Source organism: Micromonospora sp. NPDC126480, assembly GCF_040302465.1.
In the GTDB taxonomy this organism is placed as follows: Bacteria; Actinomycetota; Actinomycetes; order Mycobacteriales; family Micromonosporaceae; genus Micromonospora.
In genome coordinates this window covers 323,332-345,248 of the sequence record NZ_JBEORU010000001.1, presented here as the reverse complement: position 1 = coordinate 345,248, position 21,917 = coordinate 323,332, and the positions used below count along the sequence as shown (strand labels likewise).

The 21,917-nt window shown below is 73.2% G+C and carries 23 protein-coding genes and 1 pseudogene; 14 read left to right on the top strand and 10 right to left on the bottom strand.

All coding sequences use genetic code 11. From position 1 onward, the window contains the following. Positions 1 to 64 precede the first annotated feature (64 nt). Positions 65 to 976, bottom strand: coding sequence for a non-homologous end-joining DNA ligase (ligD, locus tag ABTW87_RS01660; protein WP_350647489.1), 912 nt, complete (start codon positions 974 to 976; stop codon positions 65 to 67). Then, complete coding sequence (gene ligD / locus ABTW87_RS01655) at positions 966 to 1,907, bottom strand: non-homologous end-joining DNA ligase (protein ID WP_350647487.1); 942 nt, start codon at positions 1,905 to 1,907, stop codon at positions 966 to 968. The genes ligD (ABTW87_RS01660) and ligD (ABTW87_RS01655) overlap by 11 nt, the downstream gene beginning before the upstream one ends. A gap of 85 nt (positions 1,908 to 1,992) precedes the next feature. On the opposite strand from ligD (ABTW87_RS01655), the gene ku reads away from it, so the two are divergent. The 5 genes from ku to ABTW87_RS01630 all read left to right on the top strand — a co-directional run bounded on the left by ku (position 1,993) and on the right by ABTW87_RS01630 (position 5,651). Then, positions 1,993 to 3,003 (top strand): non-homologous end joining protein Ku, encoded by a 1,011-nt coding sequence (gene ku / locus ABTW87_RS01650; protein WP_350647485.1) that lies wholly within the window; start codon positions 1,993 to 1,995, stop codon positions 3,001 to 3,003. 137 nt (positions 3,004 to 3,140) lie between these two features. Further along, positions 3,141 to 3,530, top strand: a complete 390-nt coding sequence (locus tag ABTW87_RS01645; protein ID WP_350647484.1) for a MerR family transcriptional regulator — start codon at positions 3,141 to 3,143, stop codon at positions 3,528 to 3,530. After that, on the top strand, positions 3,503 to 3,874 hold the full coding sequence (gene trxA, locus ABTW87_RS01640; RefSeq protein ID WP_350647482.1) for a thioredoxin: 372 nt from the start codon (positions 3,503 to 3,505) through the stop codon (positions 3,872 to 3,874). Before ABTW87_RS01645 ends, trxA begins: the two co-directional genes overlap by 28 nt. Before the next feature lie 87 nt (positions 3,875 to 3,961). Further along, positions 3,962 to 4,639 (top strand): FKBP-type peptidyl-prolyl cis-trans isomerase, encoded by a 678-nt coding sequence (locus ABTW87_RS01635; RefSeq protein WP_350647480.1) that lies wholly within the window; start codon positions 3,962 to 3,964, stop codon positions 4,637 to 4,639. Between the two features lie 154 nt (positions 4,640 to 4,793). Then, the gene (locus ABTW87_RS01630; RefSeq protein ID WP_350647478.1) at positions 4,794 to 5,651 is read left to right on the top strand and encodes an SCO6745 family protein; all 858 of its coding nucleotides are present in this window, start codon (positions 4,794 to 4,796) and stop codon (positions 5,649 to 5,651) included. On the opposite strand, the gene ABTW87_RS01625 is transcribed toward ABTW87_RS01630, so the two are convergent. After that, the gene (locus tag ABTW87_RS01625; protein ID WP_350647476.1) at positions 5,652 to 6,311 is read right to left on the bottom strand and encodes a Crp/Fnr family transcriptional regulator; all 660 of its coding nucleotides are present in this window, start codon (positions 6,309 to 6,311) and stop codon (positions 5,652 to 5,654) included. A gap of 49 nt (positions 6,312 to 6,360) precedes the next feature. On the opposite strand from ABTW87_RS01625, the gene ABTW87_RS01620 reads away from it, so the two are divergent. Continuing rightward, positions 6,361 to 6,621, top strand: a complete 261-nt coding sequence (locus ABTW87_RS01620; protein WP_350647474.1) for a YciI family protein — start codon at positions 6,361 to 6,363, stop codon at positions 6,619 to 6,621. A gap of 42 nt (positions 6,622 to 6,663) precedes the next feature. After that, the gene (locus ABTW87_RS01615; protein ID WP_350647472.1) at positions 6,664 to 7,317 is read left to right on the top strand and encodes an HAD family hydrolase; all 654 of its coding nucleotides are present in this window, start codon (positions 6,664 to 6,666) and stop codon (positions 7,315 to 7,317) included. A 4-nt stretch (positions 7,318 to 7,321) separates the two neighbouring features. Here ABTW87_RS01615 and ABTW87_RS01610 read toward each other — a convergent pair whose 3' ends face one another. Continuing rightward, positions 7,322 to 7,843 carry an SAM-dependent methyltransferase gene (locus ABTW87_RS01610; protein WP_350647470.1) on the bottom strand — a complete coding sequence of 174 codons (522 nt, stop codon included), beginning with the start codon at positions 7,841 to 7,843 and terminating at the stop codon, positions 7,322 to 7,324. Positions 7,844 to 8,227: 384 nt separating this feature from the next. Here ABTW87_RS01610 and ABTW87_RS01605 point away from each other — a divergent pair, with 384 nt between their 5' ends. Beyond that, a complete protein-coding gene (locus ABTW87_RS01605) occupies positions 8,228 to 9,244 on the top strand; it encodes an NADPH:quinone reductase (RefSeq protein WP_350647468.1) in 1,017 nt (338 codons plus the stop codon). A 189-nt stretch (positions 9,245 to 9,433) separates the two neighbouring features. On the opposite strand, the gene ABTW87_RS01600 is transcribed toward ABTW87_RS01605, so the two are convergent. After that, positions 9,434 to 11,083 (bottom strand): fatty acid--CoA ligase, encoded by a 1,650-nt coding sequence (locus tag ABTW87_RS01600; RefSeq protein ID WP_350647466.1) that lies wholly within the window; start codon positions 11,081 to 11,083, stop codon positions 9,434 to 9,436. Positions 11,084 to 11,165: 82 nt separating this feature from the next. Between ABTW87_RS01600 and ABTW87_RS01595 the strand changes: the two genes are divergently transcribed. After that, positions 11,166 to 11,657 (top strand): NUDIX domain-containing protein, encoded by a 492-nt coding sequence (locus ABTW87_RS01595; RefSeq protein ID WP_130321375.1) that lies wholly within the window; start codon positions 11,166 to 11,168, stop codon positions 11,655 to 11,657. 1 nt (position 11,658) lies between these two features. On the opposite strand, the gene ABTW87_RS01590 is transcribed toward ABTW87_RS01595, so the two are convergent. Further along, a complete protein-coding gene (locus tag ABTW87_RS01590; RefSeq protein WP_350647464.1) occupies positions 11,659 to 13,323 on the bottom strand; it encodes an MDR family MFS transporter in 1,665 nt (554 codons plus the stop codon). Between the two features lie 119 nt (positions 13,324 to 13,442). On the opposite strand from ABTW87_RS01590, the gene ABTW87_RS01585 reads away from it, so the two are divergent. After that, a complete protein-coding gene (locus ABTW87_RS01585; RefSeq protein WP_350647462.1) occupies positions 13,443 to 14,741 on the top strand; it encodes an MFS transporter in 1,299 nt (432 codons plus the stop codon). A 75-nt stretch (positions 14,742 to 14,816) separates the two neighbouring features. Here the strand turns inward: ABTW87_RS01585 and ABTW87_RS01580 are convergent, their stop codons facing one another. Continuing rightward, positions 14,817 to 15,368 carry a type 1 glutamine amidotransferase domain-containing protein gene (locus ABTW87_RS01580; RefSeq protein WP_350647460.1) on the bottom strand — a complete coding sequence of 184 codons (552 nt, stop codon included), beginning with the start codon at positions 15,366 to 15,368 and terminating at the stop codon, positions 14,817 to 14,819. A 114-nt stretch (positions 15,369 to 15,482) separates the two neighbouring features. Between ABTW87_RS01580 and rfaE2 the strand changes: the two genes are divergently transcribed. Continuing rightward, positions 15,483 to 17,276: a D-glycero-beta-D-manno-heptose 1-phosphate adenylyltransferase gene (rfaE2, locus tag ABTW87_RS01575; protein ID WP_350647458.1), complete on the top strand. Its 1,794-nt coding sequence runs from the start codon at positions 15,483 to 15,485 to the stop codon at positions 17,274 to 17,276. Next, positions 17,273 to 18,151 carry a glycosyltransferase family 2 protein gene (locus ABTW87_RS01570; protein WP_350647456.1) on the top strand — a complete coding sequence of 293 codons (879 nt, stop codon included), beginning with the start codon at positions 17,273 to 17,275 and terminating at the stop codon, positions 18,149 to 18,151. Before rfaE2 ends, ABTW87_RS01570 begins: the two co-directional genes overlap by 4 nt. 65 nt (positions 18,152 to 18,216) lie before the next feature. Here the strand turns inward: ABTW87_RS01570 and ABTW87_RS01565 are convergent, their stop codons facing one another. The 3 genes from ABTW87_RS01565 to ABTW87_RS01555 are packed head-to-tail and all read right to left on the bottom strand — an operon-like array spanning position 18,217 to position 20,364. Next, on the bottom strand, positions 18,217 to 19,323 hold the full coding sequence (locus ABTW87_RS01565) for a glycosyltransferase family 9 protein (protein ID WP_350647454.1): 1,107 nt from the start codon (positions 19,321 to 19,323) through the stop codon (positions 18,217 to 18,219). A gap of 7 nt (positions 19,324 to 19,330) precedes the next feature. Next, a complete protein-coding gene (locus ABTW87_RS01560; protein ID WP_350647452.1) occupies positions 19,331 to 19,861 on the bottom strand; it encodes an Hsp20/alpha crystallin family protein in 531 nt (176 codons plus the stop codon). Next, a complete protein-coding gene (locus tag ABTW87_RS01555; RefSeq protein ID WP_350647450.1) occupies positions 19,858 to 20,364 on the bottom strand; it encodes a DUF2231 domain-containing protein in 507 nt (168 codons plus the stop codon). The genes ABTW87_RS01560 and ABTW87_RS01555 overlap by 4 nt, the downstream gene beginning before the upstream one ends. Positions 20,365 to 20,511: 147 nt before the next feature. On the opposite strand from ABTW87_RS01555, the gene ABTW87_RS01550 reads away from it, so the two are divergent. Beyond that, entirely contained in the window at positions 20,512 to 21,129 is a 618-nt protein-coding gene (locus tag ABTW87_RS01550) for a pyridoxamine 5'-phosphate oxidase family protein (protein WP_350647448.1), read from the top strand. Positions 21,130 to 21,230: 101 nt separating this feature from the next. Next, positions 21,231 to 21,680 (top strand): annotated as a pseudogene (locus ABTW87_RS01545) (SRPBCC family protein); the annotation flags it as partial. Positions 21,681 to 21,917: the final 237 nt, after the last annotated feature.

Here is a 21,917-nt window from a genome sequence, read left to right as displayed (position 1 = left end):
CCTGTGTGACCGGTGTTAAGAAGGGGCCCTTCCTCTACCGCAGGCGTTAACAGGGGGCCCTTCCTTACAGCGGGAGGTCGGGGCCGCCGTTCAGGAGGGGGGCCAGCAGGTCGCCCTGCTTCGCTACCCGGTTGAGCACCTCCTGGGCGGTGTACGGCTTCGTCGCCGGCCGCTTGCCGGCCGCGCCCGCCGCCACCTCGTCCCAGGTCAGCGGCGTGGACACCGCCGGGACCGACTGCGCCCGCAGCGAGTACGGCGCCACCGTCGTCTTGGCGGCGTTGTTCTGGCTCCAGTCGATGAAGACCTTCCCCGGCCGGAGGTTCTTCGCCATCTTCGACACGATCAACTTCGGGTGCGCCTTCTCCAGTTCCTGCGCGATCCGCTTGGCGTACCCCGACACGTCGTCGGAGGACTGCGTGCCGGCGATCGGGCAGCAGAGCTGCATACCCTTCTTGCCGGACGTCTTGGGGTACGAGTCGATGCCGTCGTCGGCGAGCCGGTCCCGCATGAGCAGCGCCACCTCGCAGCACTGCTTCAGCGCCGCGGGCGCGCCCGGGTCCAGGTCGACGACCATCATGTCGGGGTGCTCGCCGATCTTCCACTGCGGCGTGTGCAGCTCCAGCGCGGCGAGGTTCGCCAGCCACACCAGGGTCGGCAGGTCGTCGGCGACCACGTAGTCGATGTTGTCCCGGCCCTTCGTCGAGCCCGGCGCGGGCAGCGTCTCGGTGCGGACCCACGCGGGTGTGGCGGCCGGGGCGTTCTTCTCGAAGAACGAGCCGCCGTCGACGCCGTTGGGGAACCGGATCCGGGTCAGCGCCCGGTCCGCCAGGTGCGGCAGGAGCACCGGGGCGATCCGGGTGTAGTAGTCGATCACCTCGCCCTTGGTGAACGCGGCCGCCGGGTAGAGCACCTTGTCCAGGTTGGACAGCTCCAGCGTGCGGCCCTCGACCTCGACCCGGAACCGGTCACCCGGCATCGTCGACCTCCTCGGCGGGCTTGTCCGGCCGCAGCCGCAGCACGCGGGGGAAGCGTAGCCGCCCGTCCGGGGTGCGCTGGCCGTACTTCACCTCCACCACGACCCGGGGTGTTACCCAGATCGCGCCCCGGGCATCCTCGCGCGGCACGTCCGCGGCGAACGGCGAGCCGGTCGTCCGCAGTGGCTCCAACTCGCGCAGCAGTTCCCGTTCCAGGGCCGCGCCGATGCCGCCACCGACCCGGCCGCGGTAGGTGAGCCGGCCGTCGGGCCGGGGCACCCCGACCAGCAGCCCGCCGATCTTCCGCGCCCCCGGCCGCCAGCCGCCCACCACGAAGTCGCCGGTCACCTCCAGCTTGACCTTCACCCAGTCCGGCGAGCGCACGCCCGGCCGGTAGGCCGAGCCGACCCGCTTCGCCATCACGCCTTCCAGCCCGTGCTCACCCGCCGCCTGGTAGGTGGCCAGACCGTCCGGGAAGACCGGGGACACCGCCCACCGCGCGCCGCCGAGGCCGAGCCCGTCCAGGGCGGCGCGCCGCTCCTGCCAGGGACGGCCGGTCAGGTCGGTGCCGTCGAGCCGCAGCACGTCGAAGATCATGTACGTGACGGGCATGACGGCCGCCAGCCGGGCGGCCTTGGTCCGGTCCCGGACGTGCATCCGCTCGGCGAGGGCGGTGAACGAGGGCTGCCCGGTCTCGCCGAGCAGCACCACCTCGCCGTCGAGCAGCGCGTCGTCCACCTGCTGAGGCAGCGTGGCGAGTTCGGGGTACGCGACGGTGATCTCGACGCCGGAGCGCGCGTACAGGTGCTGCCGGCCACCGGCGATGTCGGCGAGGGCCCGCACCCCGTCCCACTTGAACTCGTACGCCCAGCCGTCACCCGCCGGGAGCTGCCCGGTCATCGCGAGCATCGGCTTGATCGGCGCGCCGGGCACGACCCGACTGTAGTGGCACGCGGAACGCCTCGCGCCTCGTTCGATCGGATGGGAGCATGGTCGCTACCGGGGAAGGGAGTGCAGCATGCGCGCCATCTGGAAGGGAGCCGTGTCGTTCGGGCTTGTCTCGATCGGCGTGAAGCTGTACTCGGCGACCGAGGAGAAGGACATCCGGTTCCACCAGGTGCACAAGGAGGACGGCGGGCGGATCCGCTACAAGCGCACCTGCCAGGTCTGCGGCGAGGAGGTCAGCTACGACGACATCGCCAAGGGGTACGACATCGGCGGCGGCGAGATGGTCATCCTCACCGACGAGGACTTCGCCGACCTGCCGTTGAGCACCTCGCGGGCGATCGACGTGCTGGAGTTCGTCCCCGCCGAGCAGGTCGACCCGATCCTCTACGCCAAGTCGTACTTCCTGGAACCGGAGGGCACCGCCACCAAGCCGTACGTGCTGCTGCGCGACGCGCTCGTCGACTCCGAGCGGGTGGCGATCGTCAAGGTGGCGATCCGGCAGCGGGAGCAGCTCGCCACGCTGCGGGTCCACCAGGGCGTGCTGCTGCTCAACACGATGCTGTGGCCGGACGAGATCCGGAAGCCGGACTTCGGCTTCCTCGACGAGGACCTGAAGGTCCGGCCGCCCGAGCTGGCGATGGCCAGTTCACTGATCGACTCGATGGCCGGCGACTTCCAGCCGGATGCCTTCACCGACGACTACCGGGCCGCGCTGCAGGAGGTCATCGACGCGAAGGTGGAGGGCCGCGAGGTCGTCCAGCCGGAGGAGGTCGAGGAGGCCCCGGCGGCGGCGGTGGACCTGATGGCGGCGCTGAAGGCGTCCGTGGAGCGGGCGAAGGCCGCTCGCGGCGAGGCGCCGGCCGGCCGGGGAGCCGGGGAGCCGACCCCGATCTCGGCGGCGCGCTCGGCGCAGAAGAAGGCCGCCGAGAAGAAGGCCCCGGCGAAGAAGGCCCCGGCCAAGAAGACCGCGGAGAAGAAGGCCGCGCCCAAGAAGGCCGCCGCGAAGAAGACCGCGGAGAAGAAGGCCGAGCCGGCCAAGAAGAAGGCCGCCCCGAAGAAGGCCGCCCGCAAAACCGCCTGAGGTGTAAGGAAGGGCCCCTTCTTAACGCCTCCGGTAGAGCACGGGCCCCCTGTTAACACCTGAAACCGCCGCCAGCACGCTTGCCTTGACGTCGGCGGCAAGGTCTAGCGTGAGGCGCGTCGGACGAGGGAGGTCGGATGCGCATCGGTGAGCTGGCGGAACGCGCCGGTACCAGCACCCGGACCCTGCGCTACTACGAGACGCACGGCCTGGTCCGGGCGGCCCGCTCGGCGAACGGCTACCGGATCTACGACGAGTCGGAGCTGCACGTCGTACGCGAGATCCGGACGCTGCTCGGCGCCGGCTTCGCCCTGGCGGACATCCGCCCCTTCGTCGCCTGCCTGCGCGCCGGCAACGCCTCCGGGCACGTCTGCCCGGACTCGGTGGCCGTGCTACGGCGGAAACTGGCCGAGCTCGACGCCGGCATCGACCGGCTCCAGGCGGTCCGGCAGGAGTTGCGGGACCAGCTCGCCGACGCCATCGCCCACCGGGAGGAAGCATGCACGAGACGATGCACGGCGCGCTGACCGCCGTCACCGACGACACCTTCGCCGCCACGGTGCTCGCCGCCGACCGGCCCGTCGTGGTCGACTTCTGGGCCGACTGGTGCCCGCCCTGCCGGGCGATCTCCCGGAGCCTCACCGAGCTGGCCGACGAGTTCGCGGGGCGGATGCTGTTCACCACCGTCGACACCGACGAGAATCCGGAGGTCACCCGCACGTACGCCGTGTTGTCGCTGCCCACGCTGCTGGTGTTCCGCGACGGTGCGGTGGTCGCGTCCGTCGTCGGGGCCCGACCGAAGCACCACCTCCGGCAGTCGCTGGCCCGGTACCTGGTGACCGACTTCACGGTGGTGCCGGGGACGGCGTGACGGCTGCGCCGGATGCGGCGACGGTGGAGGAGGCACGGTGGGCCTCCGGGCGGGTACCGTGTGCGTCGGCCATCCCCCCGGCACCCGGTGCCGGCCACCACTTTCGAGCAGGGAGTCGACGCGGTGAGCGACCGTACGCAGAACCGGGCACAGAAGTCGGAGCGGCGGCTGGCCGCGCAGCTCGCCGCGCAGAAGGCGGCCGAGGCCAAGCGGCGTCGCCAGGCCTGGGCCGGCGGTCTCGCCGGTATCGCCGTGGTCGCGATCCTGATCACCGTGTTCGTGCTGGTCGACCGCGGTCGGGACGACGCCGCGGAGCAGACCGCCGGCAGCCCGTCGGCGAGTGCCTCCGCTCCCGCCGCCGGTGGTGCGGGCGCCCCGCTGCCGGAGGGGGCCGACCCGGCGTTGAACACCAAGCCGGCCGTGGAGGCGGGCAAGGGCGAGCTGACGAAGCTCGTCGTCACCCCGCTGATCAAGGGCACCGGCCCCGAGGTCAAGCAGGGTCAGACGATCACCACCAACTACGTGGGCGTCTTCTACGCCGACGGCAAGGAGTTCGACTCCTCCTGGTCGCGTGGCGAGCCGGCGAGCTTCGCGATCGGCGTCGGGCAGGTCATCCCGGGCTGGGACCAGGGCCTGGTCGGTGTGACCGTCGGCAGCCGGGTCCAGCTGGACATCCCCGCCGAGCTGGCGTACGGCACCGACGCGTCCAGCGGTCGGCCGACCGGCCCGCTGCGCTTCGTCGTGGACGTGCTCGGCGCCCAGTGACGGCGGGCGCCGCGACGTGCGCCGACGGCCGGACCGTCCCCGGAGCGGTGCGGTTGCCCACAGAGGGCTTCCGACCCGTCACCCCCGGCAGTAGGTTCAGCGTCACCCCGGCGGCCCGCCGTCCGGGGTGACCGGAGCGGACGCGGAGGTGCACGTGACGGACGACCCGGGGCGGATCGCCCGGTTGATGTGGACGCACTTCGAGCCGGTCCACGCGGTGACGTACTTCCATCCGCGCGCCCGCGCCGCGTACGAGGCGGTGGGGCTGCGCGGCTACTGGCGGGGTTACTTCGCCGGCCGGGCCGCCCCGCTCGGCGCCACCGAGGCGGCGCCGGTGGTGGCCGCCTTCTTCAACTTCGCCCCGCACATGGTGCAGCGCGCCCTGCCGGCGGTCTGGAAGCTGGCCACCCCGCAGGAGGCGCTGCGGGCCCGGCTCACCGGCGCCGTGCAGGCGCTCGCCGAGCTGACGTACGAGCTGCCGGAGGCGCACCTGGTGGAGGCCGCCGACCTGCTGGAGGCCGCGGCGGACGAGGTCGAGGTGGCCGGCCGGGTCCTGGGTGCGGCGAACGCGGCGCTGCCCCGCGGCGACTACCCGCTCGCCCGGCTCTGGCAGGCCGCCACCACCCTGCGCGAGCACCGGGGCGACGGGCACGTCGCGGCGCTGGTGGCTGCCGACCTCGACCCGGTGGAGACGCTGGCCTGGCGGGTCGCCGTGGACATGTCGCCGGCGAACCTGCTCGGCCGGGGCTGGTCGGAGGAGCAGTGGACGGCGGCGCGCGGCCGGCTGGCCGAGCGGGGCTGGCTCACGTCCGACGGCGAGGCGACCGAACGGGGTCGGGCCGGGTTCCGGGCCGTGGAGGACGCCACCGACGCGGCCGCCGCCCGACCGTGGCGGGCCCTCGGGCCCGATCGCACGGCGCGGGTCCGCGAGCTGCTCGATCCCATCGCGCGGGCCGGTCACACGGTCATCCCGCCGGGCAGTCCGATCGGCCTGCCCGCGCTACAGGGTTGATCAGCAGGTTCCGGACGCGTAGCGGGCCAGGTTTTCTGCGTCGACGACGGTGACACACCGGGCACTCACCCGGACCACACCGGCCCTGCTGAGCCGATGGAGCGCGCGGTTGACGGTGACACGGGTCAACCCGGCGGCACGCGCCAACTCCTCCTGGGAGCCGCGCCAGGTCGGGTCGCCGGCGCGGTTGGCGGTGTCGAGCAGCGTCGCGGCGACGCGGGCGACAGCGGGCCGGGTCGTCGTGGCCGCCAGTCGCTCCCGGTTGACGAGCACGTCCCGGGCGAGGTGCCCGAGCACGTGCTGCCGCACCGGCTCGTGCTGGTCGAGCAGCGCCAGGAAGGTGTCACGGGGCAGCAGCCGGACCGTGCAGCCGCGCGGGGTGACGAGATCGGCGGTCGCGGGGCCGCCGGAGAGCAGCGTCGGCTTGTCGACGATGGCCGGCGCCTCCCACCGCGCCGACCAGAGCTCAGCGCCGGACGGGCCGGTGTGCCGGGCCACCACCGCGCCGGCGACGAGCAGGACGGCGAAGCGGGCGGGCGCGCCGACCGGCCGCAGCACCGCCCCGGACCGATGGCGGACGGTCGGGCAGGCCCGGTCGAGTTGCTCCAGCACCGCTGGCGCGAGCCCGCGCAGAGCAGGGATGTCGGCGAGCCCGGTCATGTAACAAGTGATACAGCCTCGCCCGGGCGCCGACCGTACGGTCTTCTGCATGTGGATCGTGGAACTGACCTTCACCGACGCACCGGAACGGCTCGCCGCCCGTCCCGCGCACCGACGGAACCTCACCGCCCTGCGCGAGCGGGGCGTCGTCCGGATGGCCGGCCCGCTCGCCGGCGACTCCGGGGCGGTGATCGTCCTCGACGCGCCGGACCGGGCGACGGTGGACGCCGTGCTGGCCGGCGACCCGTACTTCACGACGCCGGGGGTGCGGGTCGCCTCCGTGCGGGAGTGGGCACCGTTCCTGACCTGAAGCCGACCCGCGCGGCTGCCGCGGATCCGGCAGGATGGGTGCGTGGTGGACGCGGTGATCTTCGACCTGGACGGCGTGATCGTGGACTCCGAGCCGGTCTGGGAGGAGGTGCGGCGGGCGTACGTGGCGGCGCACGGCGGCACCTGGCAGGCCGACACGCAGCGCCGGCTGATGGGCATGAGCACCGGCGAGTGGTCCCGCTACCTGAGCGGGGAGCTGGGCGTCGACCGGACGGCCGAGCAGGTCGCCACCGAGGTGGTGGAGGAGATGACCCGGCGGTACGCGCAGCGCGTACCCCTGATCGACGGGGCCGACCACGTGGTGCGCCGGCTGGCCGGGCGGTGGCCGCTGGGGCTGGCCAGCTCGTCGCCGGCTCGGCTGATCGAGGCGGCGCTGGCCGCGACCGGTCTCACCGACGTGTTCGGTGCGACCCTGTCGACCGAGCAGACGACGCACGGCAAGCCCGCCCCGGACGTCTACCTGGCCGTGGCCGCCCGGCTCGGCGTCGACCCGGCCCGCTGCGCCGCGATCGAGGACTCGTCGAACGGCGTACGCTCCGCGGCCGCGGCGGCGATGGCGGTGGTGGCGGTGCCGCACGGGTCTTATCCGCTGGACCCGGACGCCGAGCGGCTGGCCGCGGTGGTGCTCGGCGCGATCGGTGAGCTGACGCCGGAGACCGTCGCGGCGCTGACCTGACTGCTCAGGCCGGGTGGGCGACCACGCCGAGCAGCGGAGGCGGCCCGTCGAGCCGGGTGAGGTCGTGGACGGTCCAGCCGGCGGCCGTCAAGCGGTCGGTGAGACGTACGGCGAGGTCGGCCGCGCGGGCGGCGTCCGGTGGCTGGTAGACGAGGTGCAGCCGTCCGCCGGGGGCGAGCGACGCGGCGAGCCGGTCCAACTCGATGGTGGCCGGGCCGGTCCAGAAGAGGTTCACGTTGACGGCGAGGACGCGGTCGAAGCGTTCCCCGACCAGGTCCACGGTGGCGAGTTCACCCTCGCGGAGGACCGCCCGGCCGGCGGCGACGAGATCGGCGTTTCGCTGGCCGGCGGCCCGCAGGGCGGACGCGGACCGGTCCACCGCGACCACGCGGGCGACCTCCGGGACCTCTCCGAGCAGCGCCAGGGCGACGCCCCGTCCGCAGCCGATCTCCAGTACGCGGTGGCCGGCGCGGACATCGAGCCGGTCCACCGCCCAGCGCAGCCGCTCGGGCACTGTGGCCGTCATCCGGTCAGCGTAGCGACGGTCGGGAGCCGGCGGTGCGGTCAGATCGACCGGCTCCGGCTGGACCGGGGCAGGAACCGGCGGGTTTCGCGCCCCACGTCCCACCCGGGCGGCGGCGCGCCGTCCGGGCCGGCCTCGGGTTGCGCCGGCCACCCGGTACTGCAAGGCGGTTCCGCGTCCTTCTCCAGCAGCCTGTGTCGCATGGCCCCATCCCTCCCACCGACTACCCCGTTGTACGGTTTCCAGGGCCGCCGGGATCGGTGTGCGCGGGCGGGTTTCCGCTGCGAGCGGTGACGACGACCCGCCGCGCCCGGGTGCGGCATGAGCGGGGGCGCGCCGGGTACGGCAACCGGCGGCGCACCGTGCGGCACAGGTGAGGAGACGGCGATGAAGGCGATCGTGTACGAGCGCACCGGCGACCCCTCGGTGCTGCAAGTGGTCGACCGGCCGGTGCCGGAGCCGGGTCCCGGTGAGGTGCTGGTCCGGGTGGCGGTCTCCGGGGTGAACCCGACGGACTGGAAGGCACGCCGGCAGTGGCCGCTGCCGGCCGGCTGGCAGACGCCCGGCCAGGACGGCGCGGGCGTGGTGGAGGCGGTCGGCGAGGGCGTCGACCAGCAGCTGATCGGTTCGCGGGTCTGGCTCTGGGAGGCGGCCTGGCAGCGGCCCTGGGGGACCGCCGCGGAGTACACGGTGATCCCGGTCCGCCAGGCGGTACCCCTCGGTAGCGCCTCCTTCGACCTGGGCGCCTGCCTGGGGATTCCGTTCCTGACCGCGCACCGGTGCCTGACCGCCGGTGAGTACATGCCGGAGAAGCTGCACGCGGGGGCGCTCAGCGACCACACCGTGCTGGTGCAGGGCGGGGCGGGGGCGGTCGGCAACGCGGCGATCCAGCTCGCCCGCTGGGCCGACGCCTGCGTGGTCGCGACGGTGAGCAGCGCGGAGAAGGCGCAGCTCGCGGCAGCGGCCGGGGCCAGCTTCGTGGTCAACTACCGCGAGCAGGACGTGGTCGAGGAGGTCCGCAAGATCGCGCCCGACGGGGTCCACACGATCGTCGAGGTCTCCGCGGCGCGCAACGCCGCCACCGACGTCCAGTTGCTCCGGGCGGGCGGCGCGGTCTGCGTGTACGCCGATGACGGCGGCGCCGAGGTGACCCTGCCGATCCGGCCGCTCATGGTGCCGAACGCGCGCTGGCAGTTCGTGTTGGTCTACACGGAGCCGAAGGCGGCGAAGGCGCAGGCGGTGCGGGACGTGGCGGCGGCGGTCGCGCAGGGCGGCGTGCGGGTCGGCGAGGAGGCGGGCCTGCCGCTGCACCACTACTCGCTGGAGGCGACCGCGGCGGCGCACCAGGCGGTGGAGAACGGTGCCGTCGGCAAGGTGCTCATCGGCACCACGGACGCGGGCTGAACCGGGCTGACCTGGACTTTTTTCCCATCAGCGGGACAGAGGCGAACAACTTTCGCAAGAATGACGGTGCGGGTCGCCCCGCATGGAACGGGCGGCCCCGGCGCGGTGCGAACGCCGGGGCCGTCCCTGGGGAGGGATGCCTCAGCAAAGCGTGTCCCTGCCCAACAGGCGACGGCGCGCCGGAAAACGTTACGGCGCGGTCAGCTGGCGGACTTCCAGCCCGCCCTCCGCGTACCGGGACCGGACCACCTTCTTGTCGAACTTGCCGACGCTGGTCTTCGGCACGGCGTCGATGACGGCCCACCGCTCGGGCAGCTGCCAGCGGGCCACCGAGCCGGCGAGGAAGTCCCGTAGCTCCTCGGCGCCGGTCGTCGCGCCCTCGCGGAGCACCACCGTGGCCAGCGGCCGCTCGCCCCAGCGCTGGTCCGGTACGCCCACCACGCAGGCCTCGACCACGTCCGGGTGGGCCATCAGCGCGTTCTCCAGCTCCACCGAGGAGATCCACTCCCCGCCGGACTTGATGACGTCCTTCGCGCGGTCGGTGAGGGTGATGAACCCGTCCGGCGACAGCGTGCCCACGTCGCCGGTCCGCAGCCAGCCGTCCCGGAACTTCTCCTCGTCCGGGGTCTCGTCGCCGACGTACCGCCCGGTCACCCACGGCCCGCGTACCTCCAGCTCGCCCACGGACGTCCCGTCGGCGGGCAGCGGCTCGGCCAGCGGGCCGACGATCCGGGCCTCGACGCCGGCCGGGACCCGGCCCTGCGTGTACCGGTACCGCCAGGCGTCCGCGTCGTCGACGCCGGCCGGCGGGCGGGCCACCGAGCCGAGCGGCGAGGTCTCGGTCATGCCCCAGGCGTGGATCACCCGGATGCCGTGGCGTTCCTCGAACGCGTGCATCAGCGCCGGTGGGCACGCCGAGCCGCCGACGATCACCTCCGTCAGGGCGGCGGTGTCGACGTCATGGCTGTCCAGGTACGCGAGCAGGTCGGTCCAGATGGTCGGGACGGCGCCGGCCAGGGTGGGCTTCTCGGCGGTGATCATCTCGGCGATCGGCGCGGCCTGGAGGAACCGGTCCGGCATGACAAGCGACGCGCCGGAGAGGAACGCCGCGTAGGGCAGGCCCCAGGACATCGCGTGGAACATCGGCACGATGGCGAGCACGCGGTCACGCGGGCCGAGGCCGAACGATTCCGGCATGCAGACCTGGAGCGAGTGCAGGTAGATCGACCGGTGTGAGTAGGCCACGCCCTTGGGGTTGCCGGTGGTTCCGGAGGTGTAGCAGAGGGCGGCGGCGTCGCGCTCGTCCACCTCCGGCCAGTCGTACGTGTCCGGCCGGCCCTCCAGCAGGGCGTCCCAGTGGTGCACGGAGATCCGGTCGCCGGCTGCCGCGACCAGCGGGGCGGGGTCGCCGCCGCCGACCACCACGACGTGCCGGACGGTCGTCATGTCGCCGATGACCTTCGCCAGCAGCGGGATGAGCGTCGAGTCGACAAGCACCACCCGGTCCTCGGCGTGGTTGGCGATGTAGGCGACCTGGTCGGGGAAGAGGCGGATGTTCAAGGTGTGCAGCACCGCGCCCATGCTGGGCACGGCGAAGTACGCCACCAGGTGTTCGGTGTTGTTCCACAGGAAGGTGGCGACGCGCTCGTCACCGGTGACGCCGCACTCGTCGCGCAGCGCGTGCGCCAGCCGGGCGGCCATCCGGCCCACCTCGGCGTACGTGATCCGGCGGGGCTCGGCACCGGTCCAGGTGACCACCTCGGCCGTGCCGTGCACGGTGGAGCCGTGGTCGAGGATCCGGGAGACCTGGAGGGGGGCGTCCATCATCGTGCTACGCATGGGTAACAAGCTAGTGTCGCCAGTCACAGCTGGGAACCCCGGAACTCCGGACCGGCCCGGGGAAGGTGCGTAGATTGTCCGCGTGAGCATCTCCTGGGCAGACTCGTATGTCGGGCAGCTGCGCGCGCTCGCCGGGGACCGGACGCTGATGTTCGTCGGTGCCCGCGCGGTGGTCCGGGACAACGCCGGCCGCGTCCTGCTGATCCAGCGCTCGGACAACGGCCAGTGGGCCATGCCGGCCGGGGCCATGGAGCTGGGCGAGTCGATCGCCGACTGCGCGGTACGCGAGGTCCGCGAGGAGACCGGGCTGCGGGCGTTGCGGGTCAGCGCCTTCGCCCTCTACACCGGCCCGGACCGGACGCACACCAACATGTACGGGCACACCTACCAGATCTTCACCACCGCGTTCCGGGTGGAAGAGTGGGACGGTGAGCTCGCCCGGGTCACCGACGAGACGAGCGACGCCGGCTTCTTCCACCGCACCCATCTGCCGAGCCCGCTGTCGGCCAGCGTCCCGGAGACCCTGGCCGACCTGGACGTCTTCGAGCAGACCAACCGCCTGATCCTGAAGTAGCTCAGAGCAGGGTCTGCGACCTGGCTTCCATGTCGGCGGCGGCCTCCTCCTTCGACTCCTTCGCCAGCGGCTTGCCGCCCGCCGCCGGGGCCTCGCCGCCGAGGCCGTCGGTGCCGCCGGCCGCACCCTCCGGGCCGCCGCGCAGCTTCTCGTCGGGCAGCAGCAGCGTGACCAGCACCGCCAGGACGGCGATCAGCCCGGCGGTGAGGAACACCAGGTCCAGCGCCGCCACGAACGATCCCTGCACCGCCGCGCGCACCGGTCCGGGCAGGGCGAGGATCGTCGCCGGGTCGTTTACCGACACGTCGGCGCCACCGCTCGCCGCCACGGCCGCCCGCTGCTCGGGCGGCAGTTGGGCGAGCGCGCCGGGCAGCCGGCCGGCCAGTTCGGACGTGAGCCGCGAGGACAGCACCGCGCCGAGGATCGCCACCCCGAACGACCCGCCCAGCGACCGGAAGAACGTCGCCGCGGAGGTGCCGGCGCCCAGGTCCCGCATCGACACGGCGTTCTGCACGGCGAGGACCAGCGACTGCATGCACAGGCCGAGGCCGACGCCGATCACCACCATGAAGCCGAAGGCCACCCAGAGGGACGTCCGCACCTCCAGCCGGCTGAACAGCAGCATCCCGGCCAGCAGCACCACGGAACCGGCGACCGGGAACCACTTGTACCGGCCGATCCGGCTCATCGCCCGGCCGGTGAGCACCGAGGTGACGATGACGCCGGCCATCATCGGAAGCATCAGCAGACCGCTGCGGGTCGGTGAGGCGCCCTTGACGATCTGCAGGTAGAGCGGGATGAAGATGATCGACCCGAACATCACCAGACCGAGCACGAAACCGGCCGAGTTGGCCAGGGCGAAGGTCGGGCTGCGGAACAGCCGCAGCGGCAGGATCGGCTCGGCGACGCGGGCCTCCTGGAGGACGAACAGCACCCCCAGCACGGCCCCGGCGGCGAAGAGGCCGATGATCACGCCCGAGTCCCAGGCGTACTCGTTGCCGCCCCAGCTCAACGCGAGCAGCAGGCAGCTCACCCCGGCCACCAGCAGGGTGGCGCCCAGCCAGTCGATCGCGTGCCGCCGGCGCTCGAACGGGACCAGCCGCAGCACCCGGGAGCACACGACGATGGCCAGGATCGCCAGCGGCACGTTGATGTAGAAGATCCAGCGCCAGTCGGTCTCGGCGAAGTACCCGCCGACCAGCGGGCCGGCCACCGACGACACTCCGAACACCGCCCCGAAGAGACCCTGGTAGCGGCCGCGCTCCCGGGGTGACACCACGTCCGAGATGATGGTGAACGCCAGCGTCAGCAGGCCGCCGGCGCCGAGGCCCTGCACGCCCCGCGTCACGATCAGCTGGGTCATGTCCTGGGACAGACCGGCGAGCAGCGAGCCGAGCAGGAACGTCCCGATCGAGAAGAGGAAGACCGGCCGGCGTCCGTACAGGTCGGCCATCTTGCCGTAGAGCGGGGTCGACGCGGTCGAGGCGAGCAGGTACGCGGTCACCACCCAGGAGTAGTGGTTGATCCCGCCCAGCTCGCCGACGATTGTCGGCAGCGCGGTTCCCACGATGGTCTGGTCCAGCGCGGCCAGCAGCATGCCGGTCATCAGGCCGAGCATCAGCAGCCGGATCTGGCGCGCGGTCAGCCCTGCGGTCTGGGTCGTCATTCCGCGTTCTTTCCCGACCTGTCCGGAACATGCACGCCGACCCCGCGGCGCGTGACGGTGACCACCGGCGACGAATTCGCCTGGACAGCGCACGCGCGGGCGGACGAGCATGCTGGCTCGTGGCATCGCTCCGCCGGCTCGCGCTGGACCTCACCCCGCTTCGCAGGTCACGGGACTACCGCCTGGTCTTCGCCGCGGCGGGGGTGTCCGGGTTCGGGTCGTTCATCACGTACGTGACGGTGCCGTACCAGGTGTACCAGCTCACCGGTGACCCGCTGCTGGTCGGCCTGATCGGCGTGTGTGAACTCGTACCCCTGCTGCTGATGGCCTTCGTCGGCGGCGCGCTGGCGGACTTCCTCGACCGCCGGCTGCTCGTGCTCGGTGCCGAGGTCGGTTTCACGCTGCTCTGCGGCGTACTCCTGCTGAACTCGCTGGGGACCGCGCCGCAACTGTGGTTGCTGTACCTGGTGGCGGCGCTCACCGCGGCGCTGGACGGCCTGCAACGCCCGGCGATGGAAGGGCTCACGCCGCGGATCGTGGCGCCGGACGAGATCCCGGCGGCGAGCGCGTTGAACTCGCTGCGCATGCAGATCGCCCAGCTCGGCGGCCCGGCGGTGGCCGGCGTGCTGATCGCCAGCGTCGACCTGGCCTGGGTGTACGCGATCGACCTGGCCACCTTCGCGGTCTCGCTGCTCTGCCTGGCGCTGGTGCGCGCGGTGCCACCGCCCCCGGCCGCCGACCGGCCGTCGCTGCGGTCGGTGGTGACCGGCCTGCGGTACGCGCGCAGCCGCCCCGAACTGCTCGGCACCTACCTGGTCGACATCAACGCGATGTTCTTCGGCATGCCGCAGGCGCTCTACCCGTTCATGGCCGAGCGCCTGGGCGGGCCGGCCGTGCTCGGGCTGCTCTACGCCGCCCCGGCGGTCGGGTCGCTGCTGGCCACCGTCGGCTCCGGCTGGACCGCGCGGGTGCACCGGCACGGGCTGATGGTGGTGCTGGCCGCCGGCGCCTGGGGCCTCGCCATCGTCGGCTTCGGGCTGGTGACGTCGCTCTGGGCGGCGCTGTTCTTCCTCGCCCTGGCCGGCGCGGCGGACATGGTCTCCGGCCTCTTCCGCATGATCATCTGGAATCAGACGATCCCCGACCACCTGCGGGGACGGCTCGCCGGGATCGAGATGCTCTCCTACTCGACCGGTCCGCTGCTGGGGCAGCTCCGCTCCGGCCTGATGGCCCGCACCCCGCTCGGCGTGCAGGGGTCGATCGTCTCCGGCGGCATCCTCTGCGTCGTCGGCACGATCGCCCTCGCGGCGGCCCTACCCGCCTTCCTGCGCTACGACGGCCGCGAGGGCCGCGCCCGCAAGGAAGCGGAAGAAGCCGCCCACACCGCCGCCACCACCGCCCCCCTCCCCGCCCGTTGATCATGAAGTTGTCGGGCTCGCCGTCGGCGTGTCGCGCCGACAACTTCATGATCAACAGGGGGCGGCGGGCGGGTGTCAGTGCCGGCCCTCGGCGAACTCTTCGACGATCTTGGCGCAGAACGCCGGGAGATCGTCCGGCTTGCGGCTGCTGACCAGGCCGTTGTCCGTGACCACCGGCTCGTCGACCCACGTCGCGCCGGCGTTCGTCAGGTCGGTACGCAGACTCGGCCAGCTCGTGATCCGGCGGCCCCGCACCACGTCCGCCTCGACAAGCGTCCACGGCCCGTGGCAGATCACGCCGACCGGCTTGCCGGCCTCGAAGAACGCCTTCACGAAACGCACCGCGTCCGGGTCCGTCCGCAGGAAGTCCGGGTTCGCCACACCACCCGGCAGCACCAGCCCGTCGTACCGCCCGGCGTCCGCGTCGGCCGCCGTCACGTCGACGTCGTACGTCTTGCTCTGGTCCAGGTGGTTGAACGACTGGATCGACCCGGGCTTCAACGAGACCAGCTCGACCGTCGCACCGGCCTGCTCCACCGCCTCGCGAGGCTCGGTGTACTCCACCTCCTCCACGCCGTCGGCGGCCAGGAACGCGATCCGCTTGCCCGCAAGTGTCGTCACTGCCATCTCGATCCATCTCCTCTCCGGGGTACCCTTCGTCGGTTCCCGCCGCCCCCGGCACCAAACGCGGCGCCCGTCACGCCAGGTTTGACCCGGCGGACCGGGGGGACCCCGGAGGGCATGGCAGGAGCAGCAGCGGAACAGCGCCGGCTCGCCGCCGTGGTGGAGAGCTGGCTGGGGCGCCCCGTCCTGGTCATCGGGGACGCGATGCTCGACGAGTGGCGGTTCGCCGAGTCCGACCGGCTCTGCCGGGAGGCGCCGGCACCGGTCCTCACCCTGCGGCGGCGGATCTCCGCGGCCGGCGGAGCGGCGAACACCGCCGTCAACATCGCCGCGCTCGGCGGCCGGGCCGCGCTCGTCGCACCGGTCGGCGCGGACGTGGCCGGGGACGAACTGCACGACTGCCTGGACCGGGCGGGCGTCTGGGACCGTACGGTCAGCCACCCGAGCCGGCCGACGCCGGTCAAGCGGCGGATGCTCGCCGGCAACCAGATCCTGCTGCGGGAGGACTCCGGCGACCCGGACGACCCCCTGGACGACGAGGGGGTGGACCGGCTGCTCACCGCGCTGGACTGCGCCACCGAGGAACTGCGCGCGGCGGGCGGCGAGGCCCCGACACTTGTCGTCTGCGACTACGCGCTCGGCGCTCTCCCGGCGCCCGTACGCGCCTGGCTGGTCGCCAACCGGGAGCGCTTCGCGACCGTCGCGCTCGACGCGCACGACCTCGCGGACTGGCGCGGGCTCGCGCCCACCGTGGTCACCCCGAGCTTCGCCGAGGCCACCCGGCTGCTCGCCCGCGCGGCGGCCCGACCCGCCGGCAACGAACTGCACCTGGACCACCCCGACGGGGACCCGTCCGACGGCCCGTCCGAGCTGACCGTCGGCGTTGCGCCCGGCGACGGCTCGCCCGCCCGCCCCGGTGCGAACGGCCGGACGACGCCTCTCGGGCCGACCAGCCTCGGGCCGACCGGCCTCGGGCCGACCGGTGAGCCCGGCCCCGGTGAGGACCGGATCGCCATGACCGGTGACGGGCTCAGCGTCACCGGCACCGGCCTGACCGTGTCCGCGGGCGTGGACCGGGCGGGCCTCGCCGAGTCCCGCCTGGCCGAGCTGCGCGAGCACACCGGCGCGGACGTCGTGGCGGTCACCCTGGACACCGAGGGCGCGGTGGTCGCCGGCCCCGACGGCGCGCCGAGCCGCAGCCACAGCACCCCGGTGCCGGCCAGCCACGCGGTGGGCGCCGGGGACGCGTACCTGGCGGCGATGACACTCGCGCTGGCCGCCGACGCGCCGCTGCCGACCGCCGCGCAGCTCGCCCAGCTCGCAGCCACCATCACGGTCTCGGACACGGGCACCTGCGTCTGCCGGCGGGAGGACCTCCTCGCCGCGCTCGACTCCCCCGCCGACCAGGGCCGGTCGCCCGTCGTCGACGCCGACGCGCTCGCCGCGATCATCGGGGAGCACCGCCGGGCCGGCCGCTCGGTGGTCTTCACCAACGGCTGCTTCGACGTGCTGCACCGGGGGCACGTCCGCTACCTCGAGCAGGCCCGCACGCTCGGCGACCTGCTGGTGGTGGCGGTCAACTCCGACGGCAGCGTACGCCGGTTGAAGGGCGCGGACCGGCCGGTGAACCCGGTCGAGGACCGCGTCGCCCTGCTGTCCGCCCTGTCCTGTGTGGACCACGTCGTGGTCTTCGAGGAGGACTCCCCCGCCCGGCTCATCGAGGCCGTCCGGCCCGACGTCTACGTCAAGGGCGGCGACTATCCGCCGGAGATGGTGCCGGAGGCGCCCCTCGTGCGCCGGCTCGGCGGCCAGGTGCGCACCCTCGGGTACGTGCCGGACCGCTCCACCTCGGCGATCATCGACCGGATCCGCGCGCACGGCACCGAGTCACCGGTGGTGGAGCAGGCGTGAACCGACCGCTCGACCTCGGCGCGCCGGACCGGTTCCGCGCCGACCGGCACCTCGACGTGCTGATCCCCACCCGGAACCGGCCGGCCGAGCTGGCGGTCACCCTGTCCGGGCTTGCCGCTCAGGAGGGCGTCGGCGACTTCGGGGTGGTGGTCAGCGACCAGTCCGACGGCGAGCCCGCGTACGCACACCCGGCCGCGGCGACGATGGTCCGGGCGCTGCGCCACCGGGGGCACCCGGTGCTGCTGACCCGCCGGCTGCCCCGGCGCGGCCTGGCGGAGCACCGCGCGTCGCTGCTGGCCGCCTCCGCCGCCCGCTACGTGCTCTGCCTCGACGACGACGTGTGGCTGGAACCGGGGACGCTGTGCCGGTTGGTCACCGCGATCGAGGAGCTGGGCTGCGGCTTCGTCGGCAACGCGGTGCACGGCCTGTCGTACGTCGACGACGTCCGGCCGGAGACGCACCGGCACTACGAGGAGTGGGACGGGCCGCCGGCGCCGGAGCGGATCCGCCCGGGCACCCCGGAGTGGCAGCGCGCGTCGATCCATCCGGCGGCGAACCTGCTGCACGTGACCGAGAAGCTCGACCTGCCGCCGGGCGCCTGGCGGGCGTACAAGATCTCCTGGATCGGCGGGTGCGTGCTGTACGACCGGGCGAAGCTGACCGACGCGGGCGGCTTCGACTTCTGGCAGCGGGTGCAGGAGAAGCACCAGGGTGAGGACGTGGCCGCCCAGCTCGCCGTGCTGGAGCGCCACGGCGGCGCCGGTGTCCTGCCCAGCGGCGCGTACCACCTGGAGTCACCGACCACGGTCACCGAGCGCGAGGTGGAGGCGTGGGAGGTGCTCCTCGCCGAGCGGGACGCGCCGCAGCCGGCGTGACAGCCGCGGCGGCTTGTTAAGAAGGGGCCCTTCCTCTACCGCAGGCGTTAACAGGGGGCCCTTCCTTACGTCGCGAGCAGTTCGCGGGCGGCTTCCAGCACCTCGATCGTCGGCACGTCGGCCACGAAGGAGTCGCGGTGCGGGCACTCGCCGTCGCCCGGGCGGTGCGGGTAGATCCCCGGGGTGCAGTCGACGCCGCAGACCGGGCAGTGCACGGTCCACGAGCTGATCGGGCGGTGCCGGCCGCGCAGCGGGTTCGCCGTGTTGATGAGGTTGCCGACCCAGAACACGCCGACGGTGGCGGTGCCCACGGCCGCCGCCAGGTGCAGTGGGCCGGTGTCGTTGGAGACCACCAGCGCGCACCCGGCGTAGGCGCCGGCGAGCCCGCCCAGGCTGAGCGCGCCGACCAGCGGCCGCACCGGCGCCCCGGCCGCCGCGACCACCCGGTCCACCAGTTCCTGCTCGGCGGGCGTGCCGGTCACCAGTACCTGGTACCCGTCGCCGTGCAGTTCCCGGGCCACCTCCGCGAACCGTTCTGCGGGCCAGCGCCGCCGGGTGTCGGTGGCTCCAGGGTGGAGCGCGACGCGGGGTCGGTCCGCCGGCCCGAGCACCTCGGCCGCCTCGGCCCGGTCGGCGGCGGTGACGGCGAGGGTCGGGACGATCGTGGTCGCCGGAGCGCCCACCAGGGCCGCCACCTCCAGGTAGCGGATCACCTCGTGCTGGTAGTAGACGTACCGGAGCCAGCGGTCCAGCGGTTGAGCGTCGTCGGCGCGCAGGCCGGCGGTCACCCGCGCGCCGAGACCGGCGACGACCGGGTTGGAGTTGGCACCGCCGCCGTGGATCTGCAACGCCAGGTCGAAGCGTTCCTTGCGGGCGGCGGCGAGGAAGTCCGTCATCGCCGACTCCGGCTCGCCGGGCTCCGGGGCGCGGATCCCGGGCGCGGGCGGGATCACCAGGACCCGGTCCACCGGGCCGGGCCGGTCGCGCCACAGCTTCGCGTGCCACGGCGCGCCGAGCAGCACGATCTCCGCCTCCGGGTACGCGGACCGCAGCGCCTCCAGCGCCGGTAGGGCGAAGATGAAGTCGCCGAGCGCGTTGGCCCGCAGAACGGCGATGCGCTCGACGTCGGGTACGCGCCCGGCGATCGGTCCGAGCAGGTGCGGGGCGACCACGTGACCCCTACGGCCGGTCGATCTCGGTGTCCGGTTGGTGCAGCTCCCGGTCGGCGGCCGGGTCGACCGGCCTGGGCGTACCGGAGGCGGAGTCGCGGACGCCCGTGCGGCCCACGGTGATGGTGCGCGGCGCGGGTCGGGCCGCCCGGGGCAGCCGGACCCGGAGCAGGCCGTGATCCATCACCGCGTCGATTGCCTCCGGGTCCACCCGGGACGGCAGGTCCACCCGGTACTCGAAGCCGCGGGTCTCGAAGCCGCCCGGGATGCCGTGGTCGGCGTTGACCTCCGCCTCCGAGCGGGCCCGTACGCACAGCTCACGGTCGTCCAGCTCGACCGCCACCTCTTCGGGCGCCACGCCGGGCAGCCGGACGACGACCTCCCAGCCGTCGGTCGTCTCGGTCAGCTCCAGATCGGGTGAGCCGGAGCGACCGCCGACCAGCCGGCTCAGCTCGGCGCGCAGCGACTGCAGTTCGCCCATCGGGTCCCAGCCCTGCTGCCGGCCACGCCAGCCCCGCCCGAAGCCACTGTGTTCACTCATGACGCCTCTCCGATCCGCTGGGTGGCTGCCGGGGACCGCAGGGAGCTGGGCGCGTCCAGGTTGGCGTCGCGGTCGACGCCGACGCCGAGCCGGTCGACCAGTTCCCCGCCGAGCCAGGCGCTGACCCCGAGGATCGCCAGGGCGACGACCTCGATCGCGATGAGCGCGCCACCGGCGGCCCGGGAGTCGGCGTTGAGCCGGACCGCCCAGACCGCGGCGAAGAGCAGGATCACCGCCAGGTTCGCGGCGGCGTGGGTGAGCGCCACCCGCTTCGCGCGGGTGCCGGTGGGGATGGCGAGCAGGTCGAACGTGCCGGCCGCCGCGGCCAGCAGGCCACCGATCAGGCCGACGGTGATGTTCCAGTACGCGACCTCGCCGAGGAAGTCGGGACCGCCGACGGTGTCGACGACGTCGAAGATGACCGCGGTCACGAGCAGGGCCACCGGGAACATCACAAGCATCGGGTGGACGGGGTGACCCAGCACCTTGAGTCGGCTCTCCATGACCGGGCCTCCACTGTTCGGTCCTGCCGGCGGGTCGAGTGAGGCGGTACCCGTGCTTCCGACGGGCAAACCTCGCCCTGGTGGGGACCGCCTAGGCTGTCAATGGCGGCATGCCGCCATGATGGTCAACGGACGGGGGAGGGTCGCGTGACGGTGGAGATCACCACGCACGAGGAGCTGCGGGAGCTGTTGGGCACGCCGGCGCCCCGCGCCGCCGCGAAGGACCGGCCGCGCCTGCACGAACGGGACCGGGAGTGGCTGGCCGCGTCCCCGTTCTGCCTGGTCGCCACCGCGGGCGCGGACGGCACCTGCGACGTCTCGCCGAAGGGTGACCCGCCCGGCTTCGCCCTGGTGCTCGACGACACGACGATCGCCATTCCGGAGCGGCCGGGCAACAAGCGCGCCGACGGCTACCGCAACATCCTCGACAACCCGCACGTCGGGTTGATCTTCCTGATTCCCGGGCGCACCGACACGCTGCGGATCAACGGGCGTGCCCGGCTGGTCCGCGACGCGCCGTTCTTCGACGAGATGCGGGTCAAGGGCCACCGGCCGGTGCTGGCGGTGGTGGTCGAGGTCGAGCAGATCTTCTACCACTGCGCGAAGGCGTTCCTCCGGTCGGAGCTGTGGCGGCCGGAGACCTGGGCGCCGGACGCCCTGCCCTCCCGGGCACACCTGATCAAGGAGGTCGAGGCGCCGGCGGTGAGCCTGGCCGACCTGGAGCGCCACTACGGCCCGGAGTACGCCCGCCGCCTCTATGTCTGACCTGGGTCACGTTTGAGCTGGCAGCCGGGGGTACTGACTTTCTCGTGACGGACGGCCCTCGATCGTGGAGGGCGGTCGGAGCTGACGAGGAGGTTCACCTCATGACCACGAAGGTCGAGAAATCCATCGAGGTGCGGGTTCCGGTCCGCACCGCCTACAACCAGTGGACCCAGTTCGAGGAGTTCCCGAAGTTCATGGGTGGCGTCCGGGAGGTACGCCAGCTCGACGACCGGCGGATGCACTGGGTCGCCGAGATCGCCGGGGTCCGGCGCGAGTGGGACGCGACGATCCTGGAGCAGGTGCCGGACCGCAAGGTCGCCTGGGCGGCGACCGAGGGCGCGACCAACGCCGGCGCCGTCTACTTCCAGCCGGTCGACACCGAGCGCACCATGGTCCGGCTGCACCTCGAGTACGAGCCGGAGGGCCTGGTCGAGAAGGCCGGCGACAAGTTGAACGTGGTCGAGCGGCAGGCCGAGTCGGACCTGGAGAAGTTCAAGTCGTTCATCGAGAGCCGCGGCGCCGAGACCGGTGCCTGGCGCGGCACGGTGGACACCGGCGCCGGTGTCGGCACGCCGGGCGTCGAGTACGCGGCCGGAACCGAGGGTGACAGCGGCAAGGCCGGCGTCTCCGGCAAGGCCGTGGCCGCCGGTGCGGCGGTGGCCGGCGCGGCAGCCGCCGGGGCCGCTGCGGCCGCGAAGCACCGCACGGACGAGGAGGAGCCGGCGCCGCCCACCGAGACGGAGTACGTGGTCACCGACGTCCCGGAGAGCGGCGTCGCCAACTACCCG